At 62.8% G+C, this 22287-nt stretch carries 7 protein-coding genes; 5 read left to right on the forward strand and 2 right to left on the reverse strand.

The window, feature by feature from the left end; translation table 11 throughout:
• Positions 1-164 precede the first annotated feature (164 nt).
• From pvdM to AB4N47_RS13995, 5 genes are all read left to right on the forward strand, one after another.
• On the forward strand, positions 165-1529 hold the full coding sequence (pvdM, locus tag AB4N47_RS13975; protein WP_460154254.1) for a pyoverdine-tailoring dipeptidase-like protein PvdM: 1365 nt from the start codon (positions 165-167) through the stop codon (positions 1527-1529).
• Positions 1526-2812, forward strand: a complete 1287-nt coding sequence (gene pvdN / locus AB4N47_RS13980) for a pyoverdine-tailoring periplasmic protein PvdN (RefSeq protein ID WP_460154255.1) — start codon at positions 1526-1528, stop codon at positions 2810-2812. Before pvdM ends, pvdN begins: the two co-directional genes overlap by 4 nt.
• Positions 2813-2848: 36 nt before the next feature.
• Positions 2849-3736 (forward strand): dihydropyoverdine dehydrogenase, encoded by an 888-nt coding sequence (pvdO, locus tag AB4N47_RS13985; protein WP_016773898.1) that lies wholly within the window; start codon positions 2849-2851, stop codon positions 3734-3736.
• Between the two features lie 109 nt (positions 3737-3845).
• Positions 3846-5495, forward strand: a complete 1650-nt coding sequence (locus tag AB4N47_RS13990) for a cyclic peptide export ABC transporter (protein WP_024012358.1) — start codon at positions 3846-3848, stop codon at positions 5493-5495.
• A 115-nt stretch (positions 5496-5610) separates the two neighbouring features.
• On the forward strand, positions 5611-8094 hold the full coding sequence (locus AB4N47_RS13995) for a TonB-dependent siderophore receptor (protein WP_177421669.1): 2484 nt from the start codon (positions 5611-5613) through the stop codon (positions 8092-8094).
• An 843-nt stretch (positions 8095-8937) separates the two neighbouring features.
• On the opposite strand, the gene AB4N47_RS14000 is transcribed toward AB4N47_RS13995, so the two are convergent.
• Positions 8938-9900 carry an alpha/beta hydrolase gene (locus AB4N47_RS14000; RefSeq protein WP_341637955.1) on the reverse strand — a complete coding sequence of 321 codons (963 nt, stop codon included), beginning with the start codon at positions 9898-9900 and terminating at the stop codon, positions 8938-8940.
• A 69-nt stretch (positions 9901-9969) separates the two neighbouring features.
• Positions 9970-22284 (reverse strand): non-ribosomal peptide synthase/polyketide synthase, encoded by a 12315-nt coding sequence (locus tag AB4N47_RS14005; protein ID WP_460154256.1) that lies wholly within the window; start codon positions 22282-22284, stop codon positions 9970-9972.
• Positions 22285-22287: the final 3 nt, after the last annotated feature.

The raw sequence follows: 22287 nt of genomic DNA on the forward strand, positions 1-22287 counted from the left end.
GAACGTTTGCTCGGCGGGGAAATTTACGCCGCCGGCAAACATCACCCGCGCCGCTGCCGGGCATTTGTAACGCACACCTAAATTAGCCGTGCAGCCACTCGTTCTTCCCAGATAGAAAAGGCCCCTGCGCCTGTACCTCGACGGCGAACCTGAATGAGATGGCAATGACAAAACCTCGTTGGAAAAAGGCTCTATTCATCGGCCTGCCGCTGGCCCTGGCGATCAGTGCCGGCGCAGGATTTCTGGCCTGGGATTACCTGAACAACCCCGGCTACCCGGTGAAGGTGATGAAACAGGCGACGGAGTTGCAGGATCGCCTGCTGTCGTTCGACAGCCACATCACCGTGCCGCTGAGTTTCGGCAGCCACGACCACGAAGCCGACAAGGATGGCTCGGGCCAGTTCGACCTCATCAAGGCCAATCGCGGACGCTTGTCCGGTGCGGCGCTGACGGTATTCGGCTGGCCGGAAATGTGGAACGGCCCGAACGCCCCGCACCGTCCCACCGAGGGTTTTGTCGAAGAAGCGCGCAATCAGCAGGAGGTGCGCTACAAGATCATTTCCGGGATCGTCCGCGACTTCCCCAATCAGGCCGGCATCGCCTACACACCGGATGATTTCCGCCGCCTGCACGGCGAAGGCAAGTTTGCGATTTTCATCAGCATGCTCAACGCCTACCCGCTGGGCAATGACCTGAGCAAACTCGACCTGTGGGCCGGGCGCGGTATGCGCATGTTCGGTTTCAGTTACATCGGCAACAACAGCTGGGCCGACTCGTCGCGGCCGCTACCGTTTTTCAATGATTCGCCCGATGCCCTCAATGGTCTGTCGGATATCGGCAAACAAGCGGTGCAGCGCTTGAACGATCTGGGCGTGATCATCGACGTGTCGCAAATGTCGACCAAGGCCCTCGAGCAAGTCGCCGAACTGAGCCGCACACCGCTGGTGGCCTCGCACTCGGCGCCCCGGGCGGCGGTGGATATCCCGCGCAACCTCAGCGACAAAGAGCTGCAACTGATCAAGAACAGTGGCGGCGTGGTGCAGGTCGTCGCCTTCTCGCAATACCTGAAACCGCTGACCCAGGGTACGCAGGACAAACTCAATGCGCTGCGTGCGCGCTTCGATCTGCTGCCACTGCCCAACCTCGCCATGGCGCTGATGCCGGGCGATCCGATCATCACCGCCTGGTCGGAACAGAAGCTCGGCCAGTACGCCAGCGGCCTCTACGCGATCCTTGAAGAGGAACCGAAAGCCACTCTCAAGGACTTCGGCGACGCCATCGATTACACGGTGCGCAAGATCGGTATCGACCACGTCGGCATTGCTTCGGATTTCAACGATGGTGGCGGCATCAAGGGCTGGGAAAACGTCGGCGAGATCCGCAACGTCACCGCCGAACTGCTGCAGCGCGGCTACTCCGAAGCGGACATCGCCAAGCTCTGGGGCGGCAACTTCATGCGCGTCTGGGATCAGGTGCAAAAAGCCGCGAAACCAGCGCTGGCGTCGCGCCAGGAGGTGGCCCGGCCATGACCGATCGTCGCACTTTCCTGAAGCAGGCCGGCCTGCTCGCCGCCGCCCTGCCCCTGGGCGCCAGCCTGACTGCACCGGCGGCCATCGCTGCCGCGCCGACTGCGTCGCGAGACAAATGGGCGCAATTACGTCAGTTGTTCGAGCAGGATCCTCAGGCGATTCACTTCGCCAACTTCCTCATCACCTCGCACCCCAAACCGGTGCGCGAAGCGATCGAACGCCATCGCGCGGCGCTGGATCTGAATCCGGGTCTGGCGATGGATTGGGATCTGGGCGTCACCGAGAAGCGCGAAGAAAACGTGCGCCATTGGGCCGGCCAATACCTGCAAGCCAAACCGGCGCAAATCGCCCTGACCGGCAGCACCACCGAAGGCCTGGCGATGATCTACGGCAGCGTGCAGGTGCGCGCGGATCAGGAAATTCTCACCACGGTTCACGAGCACTACTCGACGCGCAACATTCTCGATTTCCGCAGCCGGCGTGACGGCACGCGCGTGCGCAAACTCACCCTGTTCGAAAACCCGCAGAGCATTTCTCTGGATCAGGTGCTCGACACGATCAATCGCAATATCCGCCCCGAGACCCGCGTGCTGGGCATGACCTGGGTGCATTCGGGCAGCGGCGTGAAGCTGCCGATCAGCGAGATTTCGCGGCTGGTCGATGAGCATAACCGTCAGCGCGACGACCAGGATCGGCTGATCTACGTGGTTGATGGTGTGCACGGTTTTGGCGTCGACGACCTGAGTTTCCCGCAGATGAACTGCGACTTTTTCATCGCCGGCACGCACAAGTGGATGTTCGGCCCGCGCGGCACCGGCATCGTCTGCAGCCGCACCGAAGAACTGACATACGTCAGCCCCAGCGTGCCGACCTTCTCCGAGGCCACCGCTTTCTCGACCATCATGACCCCGGGCGGCTACCACGCTTTCGAGCATCGCTGGGCGCTGGACGAAGCCTTCAAATTGCACCTGCAACTGGGCAAGGCCGAAGTGCAGACGCGCATTCATCAGCTCAACAGTTACCTCAAGCAACGCCTGCAAGAGCACCGCAATATCGAGTTGGTGACCCCGCTCGACTCGCAGTTCTCCGCCGGCTTCACCTTCTTCCGGATCAAGGGCCAGGACAGCGACGCAGTGGCCGCCTGGCTGATGCAGAACCGGGTGATCTGCGACGCGGTCAGCCGCGACGTCGGGCCGGTGATTCGCACCGCGCCGGGCTTGCTCAACAACGAAGCCGAAGTGGATCGCTTCATGGACATCCTCGGCAAAAAGCTGCGTGCCTGACCCTCGACTGCCGTTTTCCTTTCAAAGAGACGACCCATGAAAAAGCCTCACGCGTCACTCCTCTCCAAAGCCCTGCCCGCACTGGCGCTAAGCGCCCTCTGCGCTGCGCTGTTGCCCGGCAGCGCGCTGGCAGCGACCGCGCCTGCTGCGGGCAAAGTGTTCAAGGATTGCAAGGACTGCCCGGAAATGGTCGTGCTGCCGACCGGCAGCTACACCATGGGCACACCGGACGATGAAGTCGGCCGGCAGCCCGACGAAGGCCCGCTGCACACTGTGACGTTCAGCAAACCGTTCGCTATCAGCCGCTCGCAGGTGCTGGTGGGCGAATGGGACGCCTACGTGCGCGAGACCGGCAACAAACCTTACGACTTCGATGACCGCCCCGGCCGCCGCTGCACCGCCGGCAAACCGGAATTCAAACAGACGCCCCGCGACCCGGCGGTGTGCATGAACGTCGCCGAAGCCCAGGGCTACATCGACTGGCTGTCGAAAAAGACCGGGCACGCCTATCGCCTGCAAAGCGAATCGATCCGCGAATACGCCGCGCGTGGCGGCAGCACCGGGCCTTTCCCCTTCCCGTTCGATGAGGGCAAGGATTACCAGATCTCCAAACACGCCAACACCTACGGCGCGGCCGATGGCTACAACTTCACCTCGCCGGCCGGCACCTTCCCGGCCAACGCGTTTGGTGTGTTCGACGCCCACGGCAACGTCTACGAATGGACCGCCGACTGCTATCACCCGGACTACTCCGGCGTGCCCGCCGACGGTCGCCCATGGACCCAGGAAAACTGCGAGCGCCAGGTCATGCGCGGCAACGACTGGGGCGAAGCGCCGATCTTCTCGCGCTCGGGCAACCGCAACAGCAGCTGGCCGACCAGCAAGGGCGACTGGCTGGGCTTTCGCGTAGTACGCGACCTCTGATCCCGCCCTCGACGAGCGCAGCCACGCCTGCGCTCGGTTAAAGAAACTCCGCGACCATTCGTTTTCCTTAAGTACCGGCACTCCCTCCGCATCGAAGCAGGAATCCTCCATGACCAAGCCTACGCGTGGGGCGATCAACGAATTGTTCGCCCTGCTCAAGCCCTTCCGCCTGATCGTCTCGGCGTCCATCGTGCTCGGCATGCTCGGCGGCCTGAGCGTCACCGTGCTGCTGGCGACCATCAACAACGCCCTGCATTCCGATGACGGCCTGACCCGCACGGTGGTGATGATCTTCGCCGGCCTGTGTGCCCTGGCCTTGCTGACCACGATCCTGTCGGACATCGGCACCAACTATGTCGGCCAGCACATCATCGCCAAACTGCGCAAAGAGCTGGGGGAGAAAGTCCTGTCGGCGCCGATCGACCAGATCGAACGCTATCGCAGCCATCGCCTGATTCCGGTGCTGACCCACGACGTCGACACCATCAGCGACTTCGCCTTCGCCTTCGCGCCGCTGGCGATCTCCATGACCGTGACCCTTGGTTGTCTCGGCTATCTGGCCATGCTGTCGTGGCCGATGTTCCTGATGATGCTGGTGGCCATCGCCATCGGCACCACCATCCAGGCGATTGCGCGGGCAAAAGGCATGCGCGGTTTCTACGCCGCCCGCGATTCCGAAGACGAACTGCAGAAGCACTACAACGCAATTGCCGAAGGCGCCAAGGAACTGCGTATCCACCGGCCGCGTCGCCAGCGCATGTTCGTCGCCGGCATTCAGAAAACCGCCGAGAAAATCTGCGACACGCAGATCAGATCGATCAACACCTTTGTCATCGCCAAGTCGTTTGGCTCGATGCTGTTCTTCGTGGTCATCGGCATGGCCCTGGCCCTGCAATCGCTGTGGCCGAGTGCCGACAAAGCGGTGATGAGCGGTTTCGTTCTGGTGCTGCTGTACATGAAGGGGCCGCTGGAACACCTGATCAGCACCCTGCCGATCATCAGCCGCGCGCAGATTGCCTTCCGTCGCATTGCCGAACTGAGCGAACAGTTCTCTTCACCGGAACCGCACCTGTTGCTGCAGGATCAGGGCAGCAAGCCGGCCGCCGTCAACAGCCTGGAACTGCGCAACGTGCGCTACGCCTTTCCACCCGTTGAAGGCAGCGAACCGTTCCGCCTCGGGCCGGTGAACCTGCGTATCGAACAGGGCGACATCGTGTTCATCGTCGGTGAGAACGGCTGCGGCAAAACCACGCTGATCAAACTGTTGCTGGGGCTGTATGCGCCGACCGAGGGCGAAATTCGCGTTAACGACAAGCCGATCACTGCGGTCAACCGCGACGATTACCGGCAGAACTTCACGACGATCTTCGCCGACTACTACCTGTTCGATGATCTGATTCAGGGCGATCGTGAAGTGCCGCAGGATGCCACCCGCTACCTCGAACGTCTGGAGATCGCGCACAAGGTCAGCGTGCGCGACGGCGCGTTCAGCACCACCGACCTGTCCACCGGTCAGCGCAAACGCCTGGCACTGGTCAACGCCTGGCTCGAAGAGCGCCCGGTGCTGGTGTTCGATGAATGGGCGGCGGATCAGGACCCGACCTTCCGGCGGATTTTCTATACCGAGCTGCTGCCCGACCTCAAGCGTCTGGGCAAAACCATCATCGTGATTTCCCACGACGACCGTTACTTCGACGTCGCCGATCAACTGGTGCGCATGGAGGCCGGCAAGGTCAGAAGCGAACTGCAAACCGCTTGATCGAGGCAGCCGCGACCGGGCCGGAGAAAAAACTTTTCCGGTTTGCCGCGGCTTCCTCGTCTTAATGAGATGAATAAGAACCATTAACAACTATACCTGCCAAGGTCTTAACCTCATGTCCGCATCCCGTTTCATGCTTCGCCCTCTGACTCGAGCCCTGCTGATGCACGGCGCGACCCGCACACGCCTGGCCGGTAGCGGCCTGGGTCTGGCACTGACCCTCGCGGCAGCGCCGTATGTCCAGGCCCAGGAATGGACCCTGAACATCCCGGCCCAACCGCTGGCCCAGGCCCTGCAAACCCTCGGTCAGCAGACCAGCCTGCAAATCGTCTACAGCCCGGAAAGCCTGCAAGGCCTGCGCTCCAGCGCCCTCAACGGCCGCTACCAGGATGACGAGTCGCTGAAAGCCATGCTCAGCGGCACCGGCATTCGCTATCAGCGTGACGGCAACACCGTCACCGTGCTCGGCCCGGCCACCGGCGGCAGTGCGATGGAACTGGCGCCGACCAACGTCAACGCCAACCGCCTCGGCGCCACCACCGAAGGCAGCAACTCCTACACCACCGGCGGCGTGACCATCGGCAAAGGCGTGCACTCGCTGAAGGAAACGCCGCAGTCGGTCACGGTGATGACCCGCAAGATGCTCGACGACCAGAACCTCAACACCATCGAACAGGTGATGGAGAAGACCCCGGGCATCACCGTCTACGACTCGCCAATGGGCGGCAAATATTTCTACTCGCGCGGTTTCCGCATGACCGGCCAGTACCAGTACGACGGCGTGCCGCTGGACATCGGCAGCAGCTACGTGCAGGCGGACAGCTTCAACAGCGACATGGCCATCTATGACCGCGTGGAAATCCTTCGCGGCGCGGCCGGCATGATGAAGGGCGCGGGCGGCACCGCCGGCGGCGTCAACTTCGTGCGCAAGCGCGGCCAGGACACCCCGCACACACAGCTGTCGCTGTCGGCCGGCACCTGGGACAACTATCGCGGCCAGGTCGACACCGGCGGCCCGCTGAACGACGCCGGCACCGTGCGTGGCCGCGCCGTGGTGACCCAGCAGACCCGTCAGTATTTCTACGATGTGGCTGAACGCCGCGACCAGATCTACTACGGCGCCCTGGACTTCGACCTCAGCCCCGACACCACCCTCGGTCTGGGCATGGCCTATGAAGACGTCGACGCCACCCCGTGCTGGGGCGGCCTGCCGCGCTACGCCGACGGCTCCGACCTGCACCTGAAACGCTCCACCTGCCTGAACACCTCGTGGAACAACCAGCGCAGCAAACGCGCCACCTACTTCGCCGACGTCAAACACCAGTTCAACGATGACTGGTCGCTGAAAGTCGCCGGTGTCTACTCGCGCAACACTCAGGACATGGAATATTCCTTCCCGAGCGGCACAGTGCCATTGGGCGCCACCGCCACCAATACGCTGATGCTCGGCAGTACCTATGACTACGACCAGCGCGACTACGGTTTCGATGCTTACGTTGACGGCAAATTCGACGCCTTCGGCCAGCAGCACGAACTGATCGTCGGCGCCAACGCCAGCCGTTCACACAAGGACGACTTCTATGCGGTGGCCGCGTTGCCACAGCGCCAGAACGTGTTCAACCCGAACCACAACATCCCGCAGCCGGATGAAAGCTACTACCTGGCCAACGCCTCCCGTGGCGGCCCGGTGGACATGCACATCAAGCAATACGGCGCTTACTCGATCGCCCGCCTGAAACTCGCCGACCCGATGACCCTGGTACTCGGCAGCCGGGTCAGCTGGTACAAATCCGACACCGACTCGGTGCAGTACTTCCGTGGCGAAGGCACCGAGGTCAACACCCAGTCCACCGAAACCGGCCAGGTCACGCCATTCGCCGGCCTGCTCTACGACCTCAACGACAACCTGACCGCCTATGCCAGCTACACCGACATCTTCACCCCGCAAGGCTCGTACAAAACCATCGACGGCAGCACGCTCAAGCCGCTGATTGGCCAGAGCTACGAATTGGGGATCAAGGGTGAGTGGTACGACGGTCGCTTGAACACCACGTTCAACCTGTTCCGCACCATCCAGAAAGACGCGGCCCAGGATGACCTGCGGTGCGAAGACAGCTCCTGCCAGATCAACTCGGGCAAGGTCCGCGCCCAGGGCTTTGAAGCTGAAGTCAGCGGTGAAGTGATCGACCGCCTGCAATTGCTGGCCGGTTATACCTACACCCAGACCAAAGTGCTGGAAGACGCCGATGCTACTCAGGATGGCGCGGTCTACAACTCCTACGTGCCGCGTCACCTGTTGCGCGTCTGGGGTGATTACGCCCTGAGCGGGCCGCTGGATCGTGTGACGATTGGTGCGGGTGTCAATGCACAGACGGGCACCTACCGCGTTTCGCCTCTGGGCGGGGACAATGTCGATGGCGCGGGTTATGCCGTCTGGAACGGTCGCATTGGTTATCGGATCGATGACACCTGGTCGGTGGCGTTGAACGGCAACAACCTGTTCGACAAGCGTTATTACGCGACCATTGGTACCGAGGGGTTCGGTAACTTCTACGGGGATCCGCGCAATTTTGTGATGTCGGTGAAGGCTGATTTCTGATTTTTTGATTTCAGCTGTGAGAGAGCCCCGCATTGTGAGATGTGGGGCTTTTTTGTTTTTTGGGATTGGGGGCATATCCGTTGCTGCGGGTGTTGCCGCTGGCGGTTTCGCTCTTACAGCGACTCACTTTTCCAAACGCCGAAAAGTAAGCAAAAGGCTTTGCCCCGGCGTACGGCCCGCTCGCTGGGGCTCGGGGTACCTTCGTTACGGAACCGATCCTGGCGCAGCGTCTACGGTTGGCTTCGCTGCACCTACAATCGCTGTGTACGACTGCGTCGTACGGTCGCTGCGCTCCCACGTCCGGATCGATCCCGTAACGAAGCCTGCCGAAGGGGCAAAAGATCAAGAGCCGGATCAAAAGCCAAAGCCAAAGCCAGATCAAAAGATCGCAGCCTTCGGCGGCTCCTACAGTTGGATCAGGTGCGGGCATAGAGAAATCGGTCGGCTGTCAGGGACGCCTTCGCGAGCAGGCTCGCTCCCACAAAATCAAAAGCAAAAGCAAGGCAGCGCAGCTGCCTGCGGCAAAGCCGCCCCACTCAACAATGAGCGCAAGCTCGAGTGCTTTTGATCTTGATCCACCGGCGGCGTCGGAAGGCTGAGCGGAGGGATTGATCCGGGTGTGGGAGCGCAGCGACCGTCTGGCGCAGCCAGACACAGCGGAAGGAGGTGCAGCGAAGCAAACCGGAGCCGCTGCGCCCGGATCAGTCCCGGAGCGAAGGAACCCGAGCCTGCGAGGGCCGAACGTAGGAGCTAGCGTTTTTTGCTTACTTTTTTTGGCGCTTGTAAAAAAGTAAGTCGCCGTCAGGCGAAACCGCCAGCAGCCGCTACCGAAGCAACGGATATTCACCCAATCTCAAGAGCCCGCGCAAGCGCCCCACCAAGCCTCGAATAAACCTCCAGAACCCCAGGCACCACCGTCCCCAACCGCAACAAATCATGAGTCAACCCGGCACAAACCTCGACCTCGACCTCAACTCCCTGCCCACGCAGCCTGTCGACATAAGCCTGCCCTTCATCCAGCAACGGATCAAACCCGGCAAGCAGCACAATAGCCGGCGCAACCCCGCGCAGATCCTCCGCCAGCAACGGCGAAAAACGCCAATCCAGATAATCCTCCGGCCCTCGCGCATAGTGCTGATAAAACCACTCCAGCGTGTCGTTCTCAAGCAAATACCCCTCGCCAAACAACAGCCGCGAATCATGCACCCGCGAAGCATTGGTCACCGGATAACACAACAACTGCGCCTTCGGCGCGATAGCCACCGTGTGCGGCTGCCGCACAGCCTGAATCGCCAGCACCGTCGCCAACGTGGCACCCGCGCTATCACCGCCAAACGCGACCCGCGAACCATCCAAGCCGAGGCTCGCAGCCTGTTCCGCCAGCCAGGCCAAAGCGTCCTCGCCATCCTCCAGCGCCGTCGGAAAGCGATGCTCCGGCGCCAGTCGATAACCGACCGAGAGCACCGCACACGGCGTGCGCTGGCAAAACTCGCGGCAGACGCCGTCGTGGGAATCCAGACTGCCAACGACAAATCCGCCACCGTGGAAATACACCAGCACCGGCAGCGGCGATTCAATACCGTTGGGCCGATACAAACGTAACGCCAGCGCCGCACCATCGCGGGCCAGTGTCTCAATCTCGCTGACTTCAAGATCTTGCGGCGCCGGCCAGCGCAGTTGCGCGGTGGTCTGTTCGAAGGTGGCGCGGGCCTCGCTCGGGGTCAGTTGGTGCATGGCCGGCAGGCCGGCGTCCTGGCTGTCTTGCGCCAGGTCGAGGAAAGCTTCCAGATCAGGGTGTAACGACATCGTTGAAAATCCTTGTATCCGCAATAAGACGGGCGCGCCTGGGCAGCGCCCGCGCAAAAGACCGGGCGATCAACCCACCCGCGCCATGCAATGTTCGATCAACGCTTCAAGCTCGCGCTGGTAATCGCTCATCAGCGCATCCATGGTGCCGGCGCGGTAACGCTGGCTGCTGTAGATGCAGCGCAAGGCCAGTTGCCCGTCATAGACCTGGCCGACAATTTCCAGCCAGTTGCCCAGGTTCGCCTTGAGGCTGTAGTTGTCGCCGGTCTCTTCCAGTGCCGGCACCAGCAACGCCTGTTCATCGAAGCTCTGGTCGAACTGCCCGAGGTAGTTGAAGGTCACCCGTGCCTGCGGCAATGCAGCCAGTTGCGCGGAGATTTCCGGCCCGGCCAGATGACGCAACACGCCGTAGCCGATGCCCTTCTGCGGTACGCCCGCCAGTTGCGCCTGCACATCGATGATCGACTGGCCGATGTCGTCGCCGTCCGGACGCAAACGCACCGGGAACATGCTGGTGAACCAGCCTAGGCTGCGGCTCAGATCGATCGATTCGAAGAGGTCTTCACGACCGTGCCCTTCAAGCAGAATCAGCGCCGACGGTTGCTGACTCCAGCGGCACAGCGCGCGGCTGAGCGCTGACAGCAGCAAGTCGTTGATCTGCGTGCCGTACACCGCCGGGGCCTGTTTGAGCAGTTGTTCGGTGTGCTCGCGGGACAGTTTGAGCCGTGCCTGCGCCTGTTGCCGCACGAGGTTCTTGCCGCGCGGGTTGTCGCACGGCAGATCAACGCCGGGCTGATCCAGTTGCTCCAGCCAATAGCTCAATTCCTGCTCGGCAATCACCGGCGCCTGCGCCTGCAATGCCTCGGCAAACGAACGATAACTGCTGGTGCGAATCGGCAGTTGCGGCGCCAGCCCCTGCACGCACGCCTCATAAGCGACTTTCAGATCGTCGAGCAGAATCCGCCACGACACGGTGTCGACCACCAGGTGATGAATCACCATCAGCAACCGCGCCTGACCATCCGGCAAGGCTACATGCATGACCCGCCAGACCGGCCCGTCGTCGAGTTTGAGGCTGCGCTGCGCGAGGTTGGCCAAGGCTTCGACCTCTTCGCTGCTTTGCGCTTCGCGGCGCCACAGCACAGCCTCGTCGGACGCGCTGCTGCTATAGCGCTGCAACCAGCGCCCGCCGTCGTTGGAAAAACGCAGACGCAACGAATCGTGATGCTGTTCGATCAAGCCCAGCGCCTGTTCCAGGGCATCGAGATCCAGCGGCTGACGTGCGCTGAGCAGCAACGACTGATTGTAGTGATGCGCCTCGGCCATGCCTTCGGCGAAGAACCACTCCTGGATCGGCAGCAAATTGAACGCGCCCTCTGCGGCAACCTGAGTCAGGTCCGGCAGCGCTTGCCCGGCGCCCTCCTTCGCCACCGGCTGCTCGAGAATGCCGGCGATGGTTTGGTAGCGCATCAGATCACGCAGTTTCAGCTCCATCTGCAGGGTCGGATGGTTTCTCACCCGCGAGATCACTTGCAGGCTGAGGATCGAATCGCCGCCCAGTTCAAAGAAGTTATCGCTGATACCGACCTGCTCGACCTGCAACACTTGCGCCCAGATTTCCGCCAACAGGCGTTCCTGCTCGGTGCGCGGGGCAACATATTCGTCGCTTTTGAACTCCGGCTCCGGCAGGGCCTTGCGATCGAGTTTGCCGTTGGGCGTAACCGGGAACGCGCTGAGGCAGACGATCTGCGCCGGCACCATGTATTCCGGCAGCGAAGCACGCAGCCCGGCCTTGAGTTCATCGCCGATATCATCACCCGTGGCGGTGACCACATAACCGATCAGTTGCTTGCCGGAGGCATTGTCGCGGGCAATCACCAGCGCATCGCTGACCGCCGGCAACTGACGCAGGCTGGCCTCGACTTCGCCCAGCTCGATGCGGAAGCCACGCACCTTGACCTGATGGTCGATGCGCCCGACGTAATCGACCACGCCGTCCGCGCGGCGGCGCACCAGATCGCCGCTGCGGTACAGGCGCTCGCCCGGGGCAAACGGGTTGGGCACGAAGCGCTCGCCGGTCAGATCGGGGCGGCCGTAGTAACCGCGAGCGACGCCGTAACCGCCGATGTACAACTCACCGGCAAAACCCGGCGGCAGCGGATTCAGATCGTCGTCGAGCACGTACAACGAACGCGCACCGACCGCGCGGCCGATCGGCGCGTATGCCGCTTCGCACTGCTGGCTGATGGCGACTTTCCAGAGCATCGGCGTGACCACGGTTTCGGTCGGGCCGTAGCCGTTGGTGAAGTATTGCGGACGCAACGCCGCTTTCACCTGTTCGAAAGTCTGCTCCGGCACCGCATCGCCACCGAAGCAGTAGATGCGCACCGGCGGCGGTGCAATGCCGCTGGCGGCGGCGTACTCGGCCAGTTGCTTGAGATAGGCCGGTGGGAAGCAGGCGATGGTCACGCCGTAATCGTGCAGGGCCTGATAGGTCTGCTCCGGGGTCCACAGGCATCCGTCGCGAATCACCAGACGACCGCCGCTGTACAAGGTACTCAGCCAGCGTTCGTGAGCGCCGTCGAAAGCGAACGACATAAAGTGCAATTCGCAACTGCTGGCGTCCATTTCGTACAACTCGGCGATCGCCTGGCAGTGCATGCTCAGCGGGCCTTGAGTAACGGCCACGCCTTTCGGCCGTCCGGTGGAACCGGAGGTGTAAACCAGATAGGCCAGGCTCTGCTCGTGAACATCGCAGACCGGGGCAGCATCGCTGTAGAGACTGCGATCGAGTTGATCGATTTCCAGACGCCGCACGCCGTTAGGCGCCGGCAACGTCGCGCGCAGGCTGGTTTGCGTCAGCAGCAGGGCCATGCGCGAATCTTCGATCATGTACGCCAAGCGCTCGGGCGGATAATCGATGTCCAACGGCACGTACGCCGCACCGCTCTTGAGCACGGCGAGGAAGCTCACCAGCATTTCCAGCGAACGCGGCAATGCCACGCCGATCACCACTTCCGGACCGGCGCCGTGGGCGATCAGGCACTGCGCGAGTCGATTGGCCTGCCGCTCCAGCTCTGCGTAGGTCAGGCTTTCGCCGGCGCATTGCACTGCGATCGCGTCGGGCTGCTGTTGCGCATGACGGCTGATCAGCTCCGGCAACAGGCGAGGCTCATGGCGGTGCGCCGGCTCGGCACTCCAGGTCTGCGCCGCTTGCCATTGTTCGGCGGACAGACGCTGCAAGTTGCCCAGCCGCTCATACGGCGCGGCCATCATCGCCGCGAGGGTGTTTTCCAGGGTCAGGCGAATGCCTTCTACCGCCTCGGCGCTGAAGTGGCTTCGCAGGTACAGGTACTCGATCGACAACTCATCGCCGAGCATCACCGCAAGGTCCATCGGCACGTTGGTCACGCCGTGGCCGATTGATTTGCCGAAGGTCAGCTCGGTGTCGGTTTCTTCCTGCAAGCGTTCGTCGATCGGGAAGTTTTCGAACACCACGATGCTGTCGAACAGCGCCTGACCACCGAGGTTCGACCAGCGCTGCACATCGGCCAGCGGTGCCTGGGAGTAATCGCGAATGTCGAGGTTGTACGCCTGCACTTCACCCAGCCAGTCGGCCAGACGCTGATCGGCCTGTGGGGTCTGAATGATCGGCAAGGTGTTGATGAACAGGCCGAGCATGTTGCCGACGTTCGGCAGACTTTCCGGACGCCCCGATACGGTGGCGCCGAAGGTCACCGTTTGCTGGCCGGTGTAGCGTTGCAACAGCAGCAGCCACGCGCCCTGGATCAGCGTGTTGGGGGTGATGCGCAGGTCGCGGCAGAACTCCAGCAGGCGTGAGGTTTGCGCTTTGTCCCAGTTCGAATAGATAGCATCGTGACCGGTAACGTCGGCGCTGTGACGCGGGTGCATCGCCTGACTCAGCGCGGTCGGTTCGTTGACCACCGCCAGACGCGCCTTCCAGAACAGCTCCTGGGCATCCTGATCCTGCGCCTGCAACCAGGCAATGAAGTCGCGATAGCGGCCGTTTTCGCCAGTCACCTCGCCCGTGGAGTAGTACTGCAAGACCTCGCCGAACAGCCGCGAGCTGCTCCAGCCGTCCATCAGGATGTGGTGGCTGGTCCAGATCATCTGGTACTGCTCGTCGCCCAGCTGCAGCAGGGTCACCCGCTGCAATCGCGCTTCAGCCAAGTCGAAGCCCAGCGCACGATCAGCGCTGGCGAACTCGGCAATCGCCGCCTCGCTGCAGTCCTGCCCACGCCAATCGAGCACCTGCATCTGCAGCGGCGCATGGCGATGGACGACCTGCAGCGGTTTGGCCAGGCCGTCCTGCCAATGGAAACTGGTGCGCAGGATCGCCTGACGCACAATGATGAATTCCCAGGCCCGGCGGAAACGCTCAACGTCGAGGCCCTTGATCGGCAGGCTGACCTGTTGCACGTAAAGGCTGCTGCCGTTATCCGACAGGGTGTGGAAGAGCATGCCTTCCTGCATCGGCGACAGCGGATAGACGTCTTCGATCAGCTCCGCCGGCACCGGCAAGGCATCAAGCTGCGCCTGATCCAGTTGCGCCAACGGGTAGTCGGCAGCGCTGGCGGATTGCGCGTCTGCCAGCGAAACCACTGCGGCCAGTTTCTGCACCGTCTGCTGCTGGAACAGGTCTTTGGGCGTGAAGCAAATGCCCTGCTGCCGCGCGCGGCTGACCAGTTGAATCGAGATGATCGAATCACCGCCGAGGGCGAAGAAATTGTCGGTCACGCCGACCTGCTCGATCTTCAGAATGTCCTGCCAGACCTCGGCCAGCTGCTGCTCCAGCGGCGTCGACGGCGCGACGTAATCGCGTTGTGCCTGGCTGGCATCCGGTGCCGGCAAAGCCTTGCGATCAAGTTTGCCGTTGGGTGTCAGGGGCAATTGTTCGAGGAACAGCCACTGCGCCGGCACCATGTAGTCCGGCAGATGCGCCTTGAGCGCGGCTTGCAACTCAGCACTCAGCGCGTCCAGTTGCGCGGGGCTTTGATCGGCCTCGGCCGGTACCACATAAGCCACCAGTTGCTGGCCGCCAACGCCGTCCACCGCCAGCACCACGCCTTCGCGCACGCTGGCCTGGGCCAGCAGACGCGCTTCGATTTCGCCCAGTTCAATACGGAAGCCGCGCACTTTGACCTGATGGTCGATGCGCCCGACGTATTCTATACGGCCGTCATCCAGCCAGCGCGTGAGGTCGCCGGTGCGGTACATACGCTCGCCGTTGCTCGCCAACGGGTTGGGCACGAAACGTTCGGCAGTCAGGCCCGGGCGCAACAGATAGCCACGGGTGATGCCCTCACCGGCCAGATACAGCTCCGCTGCGATGCCGACCGGCGCTTGCTGCAATTGCTCGTCGAGCAGGTACGCAGTGGTATTGCGCAAAGGCCGGCCGATATTGGCCTGGCCACCGAGTTCACGGCGGGTCCAGGTCGAATACGTGGTGTCTTCGGAAGGCCCGTACAGATCGTAGACGTGGGCGACCGAAGTTTCGCGGTACAAGGTGTCGACCAGCGCCTGCTTGAGCGGCTCGCCGGCCAGATTGATGATGCGCACGCACGACGGGATCTGGCCGATGCGTTGCAACGCGGCAATCGCCGACGGCACAGTGTTGATCAGGCGCACCTGATCACGCTCGGGCAAGTCCGCCAGCTCCAGGGCATTGCGCGCCATGACCACGGACCCGCCGCGCGCCAGGGTGACGAAAATCTCCCACACCGACAGGTCGAAGCACACCGACGTCGAGGCCAGCACGCCTTGCAGATCGTCCTCGCTGTAGACCTCGGCGGACCAGTCAATCAGCGCCTGTACGTTGCGATGGGCGATGGCCACGCCTTTCGGTTTACCGGTGGAACCGGAGGTGTAGATCACGTAGGCCAGATTGGCCGAGTCGGCGCGCGCCGGCAGGTTGTCCGGTGCCTGCGCGGCGAACGCCTCGCCACCGGCCGCGACCAGCACCACGTGTGCTTCGCTGGACGGCAGTTGCGCCAGCAAGGCTTGCTGGGTCAGCAGGACTTTCGCCTGACTGTCGTCGAGCATGTAGGCCACGCGGTCGGCCGGGTAGTCCGGGTCCAGCGGCACGTAGGTGCCGCCGGCCTTGAGCACCGCCATCAGGGCGATCACCAGTTCCGCCGAACGCGGCAGCGCCACGCCGACGCGCACTTCGGCGGAGACACCCAGCGTCACCAGATGCCGGGCCAACTGGTTTGCGCGGCGGTTCAGTTCGCCGTAGCTCAGGGCCACGCCGGCATGACTCAACGCCAGCGCCTGCGGATGCGCCGCCACCCGTGCTTCAAAGCTCTGCGAGATCAACCGCTCGGCCGGATAAGCCGCGTGATTGTCGTTCCACTGCGCCAGCGTCTGACGCTCGGCCAGCGGCAGCAGACCGATCTCGCCGAGTGCCCGTTGCGGCGCCTCGATAAATTGCTCCAGCACCTCACGCAGATGCGCGGCCAGAGCGAGCACGCTGCGCTCGGCAAAGTGCTCGGTAAGGTAATTGAAATCGAGGTTGAGCACTTCGCTGGCGCCGGCGATCAGGGTCAGACCGTAGTTGGTCTGCTCGCGATGCTCCAGACCGGAAAAACGCAGCCCGCCCGGATTGGCCTCCAACGCATCGGACACCGGGTAGTTCTCGAACACCAGCAAGGTGTCGAACAACGCTTCGCCACTCAACGCCGCCAGGCGCTGAATGTCCTGCAACGGCGTCTGCTCATAGTCACGCAACAGCAGGTTCTTGTCCTGCACGCTGCGCACCCAATCGCCGACGCTGAGGCTGGCCTGCGGGCTGGCGATCACTGGCAAGGTGTTGATGAACAGGCCCAGTTGCTCCTCGATGCCCGGCAAATCCACCGGCCGCCCGGATACCGTAGCGCCAAACGCCACCGTGGCCTGCCCGGTGTAGCGCTGCAACACCAGCAGCCACGCGGCCTGCACCAGGCTGTTGAGGGTCACCTGTTGCTGACGGGAGAAGCTGTTCAGACGCTGGGTCAACGCTTCATCGAAATGCAGCCGATGCATCTGTTTGCCCGGCCCGGGCACGGTGCGTCCGTGGCAGGCCGAGGCCAGTCGGGTCGGCTCGTCGAGTTCGGCCAGTTGCCCGCGCCAGAATTCCTGCGCCCCAGCCTTGTCCTGGCCCTGCAGCCAGACCAGAAAATCGCGATAGCGACCCTGCGCGCTCGGCACCGGCTGGCCGGCGTAATCCTGCAGCACTTCGCCGAACATCCGCGAGTTGCTCCAGCCATCCATGAGGATGTGGTGGCAGGTGAAAATCAGCCGATGGCGGTCGTCGGCAGTGCGCAGCAGGCACAGGCGCAACAGCGGCGGATTCTGCAGATCGAAGCCGCGCTCGCGGTCGGCCTGCGCCCGCGCCTCAAGCAGCGCCGGCAGATCAGCGGCATCGCGCACATCGATTTCCGGCATTTCCAGGGTCAGTTGGCGGTTGATCACCTGCAATGGCGCGTCGAGGCCCTCGCGGCCCCAGATGAAACCGGCGCGCAGCACTTCATGGCGATCAACCACCCGCTGCCAGGCTTGCTGGAACCGCGCAACGTCGAGGCCGTCGATGTCCAGCAGCATCTGATAGACGTAGGCGCTGGCGTCCGCATCGTACAGGCTGTGGAACAGAATGCCCTGCTGCATCGGCGCCAGCGGATAGATGTCCTCGATGCGCTGGGCGGCAATCGGCAGGCTGTCCAGATGCGCCTGAGACAAACCGGCCAGCGGCACGTCGGACGGCGTGAGGCCGCCCGCATGACTAAGGCAGTGGTCGATCAATTCGCTCAGTGCCACTTCGTAGGCGCGGGCCAGAGCGGCGATGGTCGCTTCTTCGAAGACGTCGCTGCTGTAGGTCCAGGTCAGGCTCAACTGGCCCTGATAAACCCGGCCATCGATGGTCAGCCAGTTGGCCATCGGCGCGTTTGCGTCCTGACCGGCGCCCTTGTCCTCGGTGGCCGGCCGCCACAGGGCGTCTTCATCGAAGTTGTTATCGAACTGGCCGAGGTAGTTGAACGTCACCTGCGGTTGCGCAAGTTCACGCAGCGCCGCTTGTGCGTCGGCGGTGCCGAGATAACGCAGCAAGCCATAGCCGATGCCCTTGTTGGGGATCGCGCGCAGTTGCTCCTTGATGCCTTTGATCGAGCTTTCCAGGCTGGCGTTTGGCGTCAGGCGCACCGGGAACATGCTGGTGAACCAGCCCACGGTGCGGCTCAGGTCGATGTCATCGAAGAGGTCTTCGCGGCCATGGCCTTCGAGCTGCACCAGCGCACTGTCGCTAGCGGTCCACTCGCAGAGCACCCGCGTCAGTGCGGTCAGCAGCAGGTCGTTGACCTGAGTGCGGTAGGCCGCCGGGGCCTGTTGTAGCAGCTGGCGAGTGCGTTCGGCATCCAGCCGCGTGTCGACGCTGCGTTCGAAGCGGTTGTTCAATTGGCCCTGCGGATTATCCAGCGGCAAACCGAGCGGCGCGTCGCGCAACTGCTCGCGCCAGTACACCAGTTCGCTTGCCAGCGCCGTGCTGCGCGCATGTTCTTGCAGGCGCACGCCCCAGTCCTTGAACGCGCTGGTCTTGGCCGGCAGGTGCACGCGCTGTCCGCTGCTGATCTGCTGATAGGCGTTCTGCAGGTCTTCGAGCAGGATCCGCCACGACACGCCATCGACCACCAAGTGATGAATCACCAGCAGCAGACGCTGACTGGCGTCCGGCAAATCGATCAGCGCCGCGCGGATCAGCGGGCCGTTGTGCAGGTCGAGGCTGCGTTGCAGGTCCAGGCACAGCGCCGGCAATGCCGCGCTGTCGTCCAGCGTGAAAGTGCGTAACAAAACTTGTGGCTGATCCGCCGCGCCGTGGCTTTGCTGCCAGCCCTGCTCGGTTTGGCGATAACGCAGACGCAAGGCGTCATGCTGTTTTTGCACCTGCGCCAGGGCCTGTTGCAGCGCAGTGGCTTGCAGGGTTTTCGCCGGGGTCAGGAGGATCGACTGGTTCCAGTGATGCCGCGCCGGGATGTCGCTGTGGAAGAAATACTGCTGGATCGGCGTCAGCGGCGCGTCGCCAAGCACGTCGCCCTGCTCCGTCTGCACGGCGTCGCTCTGCTGCGCGACGGTGGCCAGACGCTGCACGGTCTGATGCTGAAAAATGTCCTTGGGCGTAAAGCGAATGCCGGCCTGCCGCGCGCGGCTGACCACTTGAATCGAGATGATCGAATCGCCGCCCAGCTCGAAGAAATTATCGTGAAGCCCGACCCGTTCGACCTTGAGCACATCCTGCCAGATCTCGGCGAGACGCTGTTCCAGTTCACTGCGCGGCGCCGCGTAGGCCTCTTGCACTTGCGCAACGTCCGGCTGCGGCAGTTGTTTGCGATCGAGCTTGCCGTTGGCGGTCAGCGGCAGTCGGTCGAGGAATGCCCAACTCACCGGGACCATGTAATCCGGCAGGGTTTCGCGCAGATGCGCCTTGATCGAATCGCGCAACGCGCCCTGCTCGTCCGCGTTCAATGTCTCGACCGGCACGACCCAGGTCGCCAGTTGCTGGCCGCTGAGGCCGTCCACCGCCAGCACCACCGCTTCGCGTACCTGTGGATGCTTGAGCAGTTGCGCTTCGATTTCGCCGAGCTCGATACGGAAACCACGGATCTTCACTTGGTGGTCGATACGGCCGATGTACTCGATCACCCCGTCGCCGCGCAGCCGAGCGAGGTCGCCGGTACGGTACAGACGCTGGCCGGCCTTGCGGTTGAACGGGTCGGGCACGAAGCGGGTAGCGCTCATGCCAGCCTGATTCAGATAACCACGAGCGAGACCGGCGCCAGCGATGTACAACTCACCGATGCAGCCTTGCGGCACCAGGTTCAGCGAGCTGTCGAGCAAGTACCACGACAGGTCGACAATCGGTGCGCCGATCGGGCTGCTGTGATTGCTCTGCAGATCCGCCAGCGACAATGGCCGGTAAGTCACGTGCACGGTGGTTTCGGTGATGCCGTACATGTTGATCAGCGTCGGCGTGCGGTCGCCAAAACGCTCGAACCACGGGCGCAGATTCTGGACTTCCAAAGCCTCGCCGCCGAACACCACGTAACGCAAGGCGTTGCTGCGGCTCGACTCGCAGGCGACCTGCATCAGCGGTTTGAATGCCGACGGCGTCTGGTTCAACACCGTGACGTTTTCATCGCACAGCAGGGTGTAGAAATCTTCCGGCGAACGGCTGACATCGTGCGGCACCACCACCAGTTTGCCGCCGTACAACAGCGCGCCGAAGATCTCCCACACCGAAAAATCGAACGCGTAGGAATGGAACAGCGTCCAGCTGTCCTGCGGGCCAAAATCGAACCAGTGCTCGGTGGCGCTGAACAGGCGCATCACGTTGCCGTGCGGCAGCAAGGCGCCCTTGGGTTTGCCGGTGGAACCGGAGGTGTAGATGACGTAGGCCAGATTGTCCGGCGTGGTCAGGCATGGCGGGTTGCTTGCGATGCCGTGCTCCGGCGCCTGATCCAGATCGAGGCAGATCAGCCCCGGCGGCAGCGGCAATTGCCCGAGCAAATGGCCCTGGGTCAACAGCAGGTGAATGCCGCTGTCGTCGATCATGTAGCTCAAGCGGTCATCCGGGTAGCTCGGGTCCAGCGGGACATAGGCGCCGCCGGCCTTCAGCACCGCGAGAATGGCGACGATCATGTCCAGCGAACGCTCCACCGCAACGCCGACGCGCACGTCCGGGCCGACACCCTGCTCGATCAGCGTATGCGCCCACAGGTTGGCGCGGTGATTGAGCTCGGCGTAGGTCAGGCGTTGTCCTGCGAAGGTCACGGCCACCGCGTCGGCATGCCGCTCGGCCTGAGACTCGATGGCTTGCTGGATGCACTGGGTCAGCGGTTGTTCAATCAGCGGCGGATTCCATTGCGCCAACAGCTGTTGCTGCTGGCCTGCATCGAGCATTGGCAACTGGCCGATACGCTGGCTCGGCTCGGCGACGATCGCTTGCAACAGCGCGGTCCAGTGCTGCGCCAGGCGCTCGATGGTCGCTGCGTCGAACAGGTCAGTGGCGTACTTGAGCACCGCTTCGATGCCGTGGGCCTGTTCGGTGGTGTTGAGGGTCAGGTCGAATTGCGCGGTCTGGCTCTGCCATTCCAGCGGTTCGATGTTCAGGCCGTTCAGGCGCGTGGCGACGCTCGCACGGCGCTCGGCCTGGTGGTTGAACATCACCTGGAACAGCGGACTGTGGCTGAGGCTGCGGCCCGGTTCCAGCGCTTCGACCAGTTGCTCGAAGGGCAAGTCCTGATGCGCCTGCGCCTCCTGCGCCGTCTGTTTGACCTGACGCAGCAGTTCGATAAACGGCAGCTCTGCGTCGATGTCCGCCTTGAGCACCTGGGTGTTGACGAAGAAGCCGATCAGGCGCTCGATTTCCACCCGGCCACGGTTGGCCACCGGCACGCCGACACGGATGTCGCTTTGCCCGCTGTAGCGATGCAGCAAGGCCTGAAACGAAGCCAGCAGCAACACGAACAGGGTGACGTTTTCCTGCCGGGCAAAGGCCTTGAGGGCATGGCTCAGCGCCGGATCAAGAATCAGGTTATGGCTGGCGCCGGCAAAGCTTTGATCGACCGCGCGCGGGCGATCCAGCGGCAGTTCCAGCACCGGTTGTTCGCCGCCGAGCTTTTCCTGCCAGTAGGCCAGTTGGCGCTCCTGCTCACCGGCCTCCATCCACTGGCGCTGCCACAAGGCGTAATCGGCGTATTGAATCGGCAGGGCCGGCAGACCGGCGTCGTGACCGAGGTTGAACCCGGCATAGAGCTGCACCAGTTCCTCGATCATCACTTGCAGCGACCAGCCATCGGAAACGATGTGATGCAGGGTCAGCACCAGCACATGCTCATCCGGGTTGACCTGTAGCAGCGCGGCACGCAGCAACGGCCCGTGCTGCAGGTCGAAAGTCTTCTGGCTCTGGGTCTGCACGAAAGCCTCGATCGAGTGCTCCGGGTCATGCGCCAGATCAGTGCTCAGGTGATGAATATCGAGGGTAAAAGGTCCTGCGGGCAGGACCACTTGCAAGGGTTGCGCGCTGTCTTGAGAGAACACCGTGCGCAAGGTTTCGTGGCGTTCGATCAGCGCCGCAATGCTGCGTTCCAGTGCCGGCACATCCAGCGGCCCTTGCAAGCGCAGGGCCGTCGGAATGTTGTAGGCCGCGCTGTGCGGTGCCCACTGCCAGAGGAACCACTGGCGCTGCTGAGCGTAGGACAGCAACAACGGCTCTTCAGCCGTGCGCTTGAAAACCGGGGCAATGTCAAAGAGGTTGACGCCTTTCTGCTTGAGCAGAACCGCCAGAGCCTTTCTTTGCTTAGCCGAAAGTTGTCCTACCGACTCGATTAACTCTTGCACGCG

This window comes from Pseudomonas sp. S3_G06 (assembly GCF_054667565.1).

Coding starts and splice junctions, on each gene's coding strand:
- pvdM (WP_460154254.1), top strand. CDS start 165: ATGACAAAACCTCGTTGGAAAAAGGCTCTATTCATCGGCCTGCCGCTG.
- pvdN (WP_460154255.1), top strand. CDS start 1,526: ATGACCGATCGTCGCACTTTCCTGAAGCAGGCCGGCCTGCTCGCCGCC.
- pvdO (WP_016773898.1), top strand. CDS start 2,849: ATGAAAAAGCCTCACGCGTCACTCCTCTCCAAAGCCCTGCCCGCACTG.
- AB4N47_RS13990 (WP_024012358.1), top strand. CDS start 3,846: ATGACCAAGCCTACGCGTGGGGCGATCAACGAATTGTTCGCCCTGCTC.
- AB4N47_RS13995 (WP_177421669.1), top strand. CDS start 5,611: ATGTCCGCATCCCGTTTCATGCTTCGCCCTCTGACTCGAGCCCTGCTG.
- AB4N47_RS14000 (WP_341637955.1), bottom strand. CDS start 9,900: ATGTCGTTACACCCTGATCTGGAAGCTTTCCTCGACCTGGCGCAAGAC.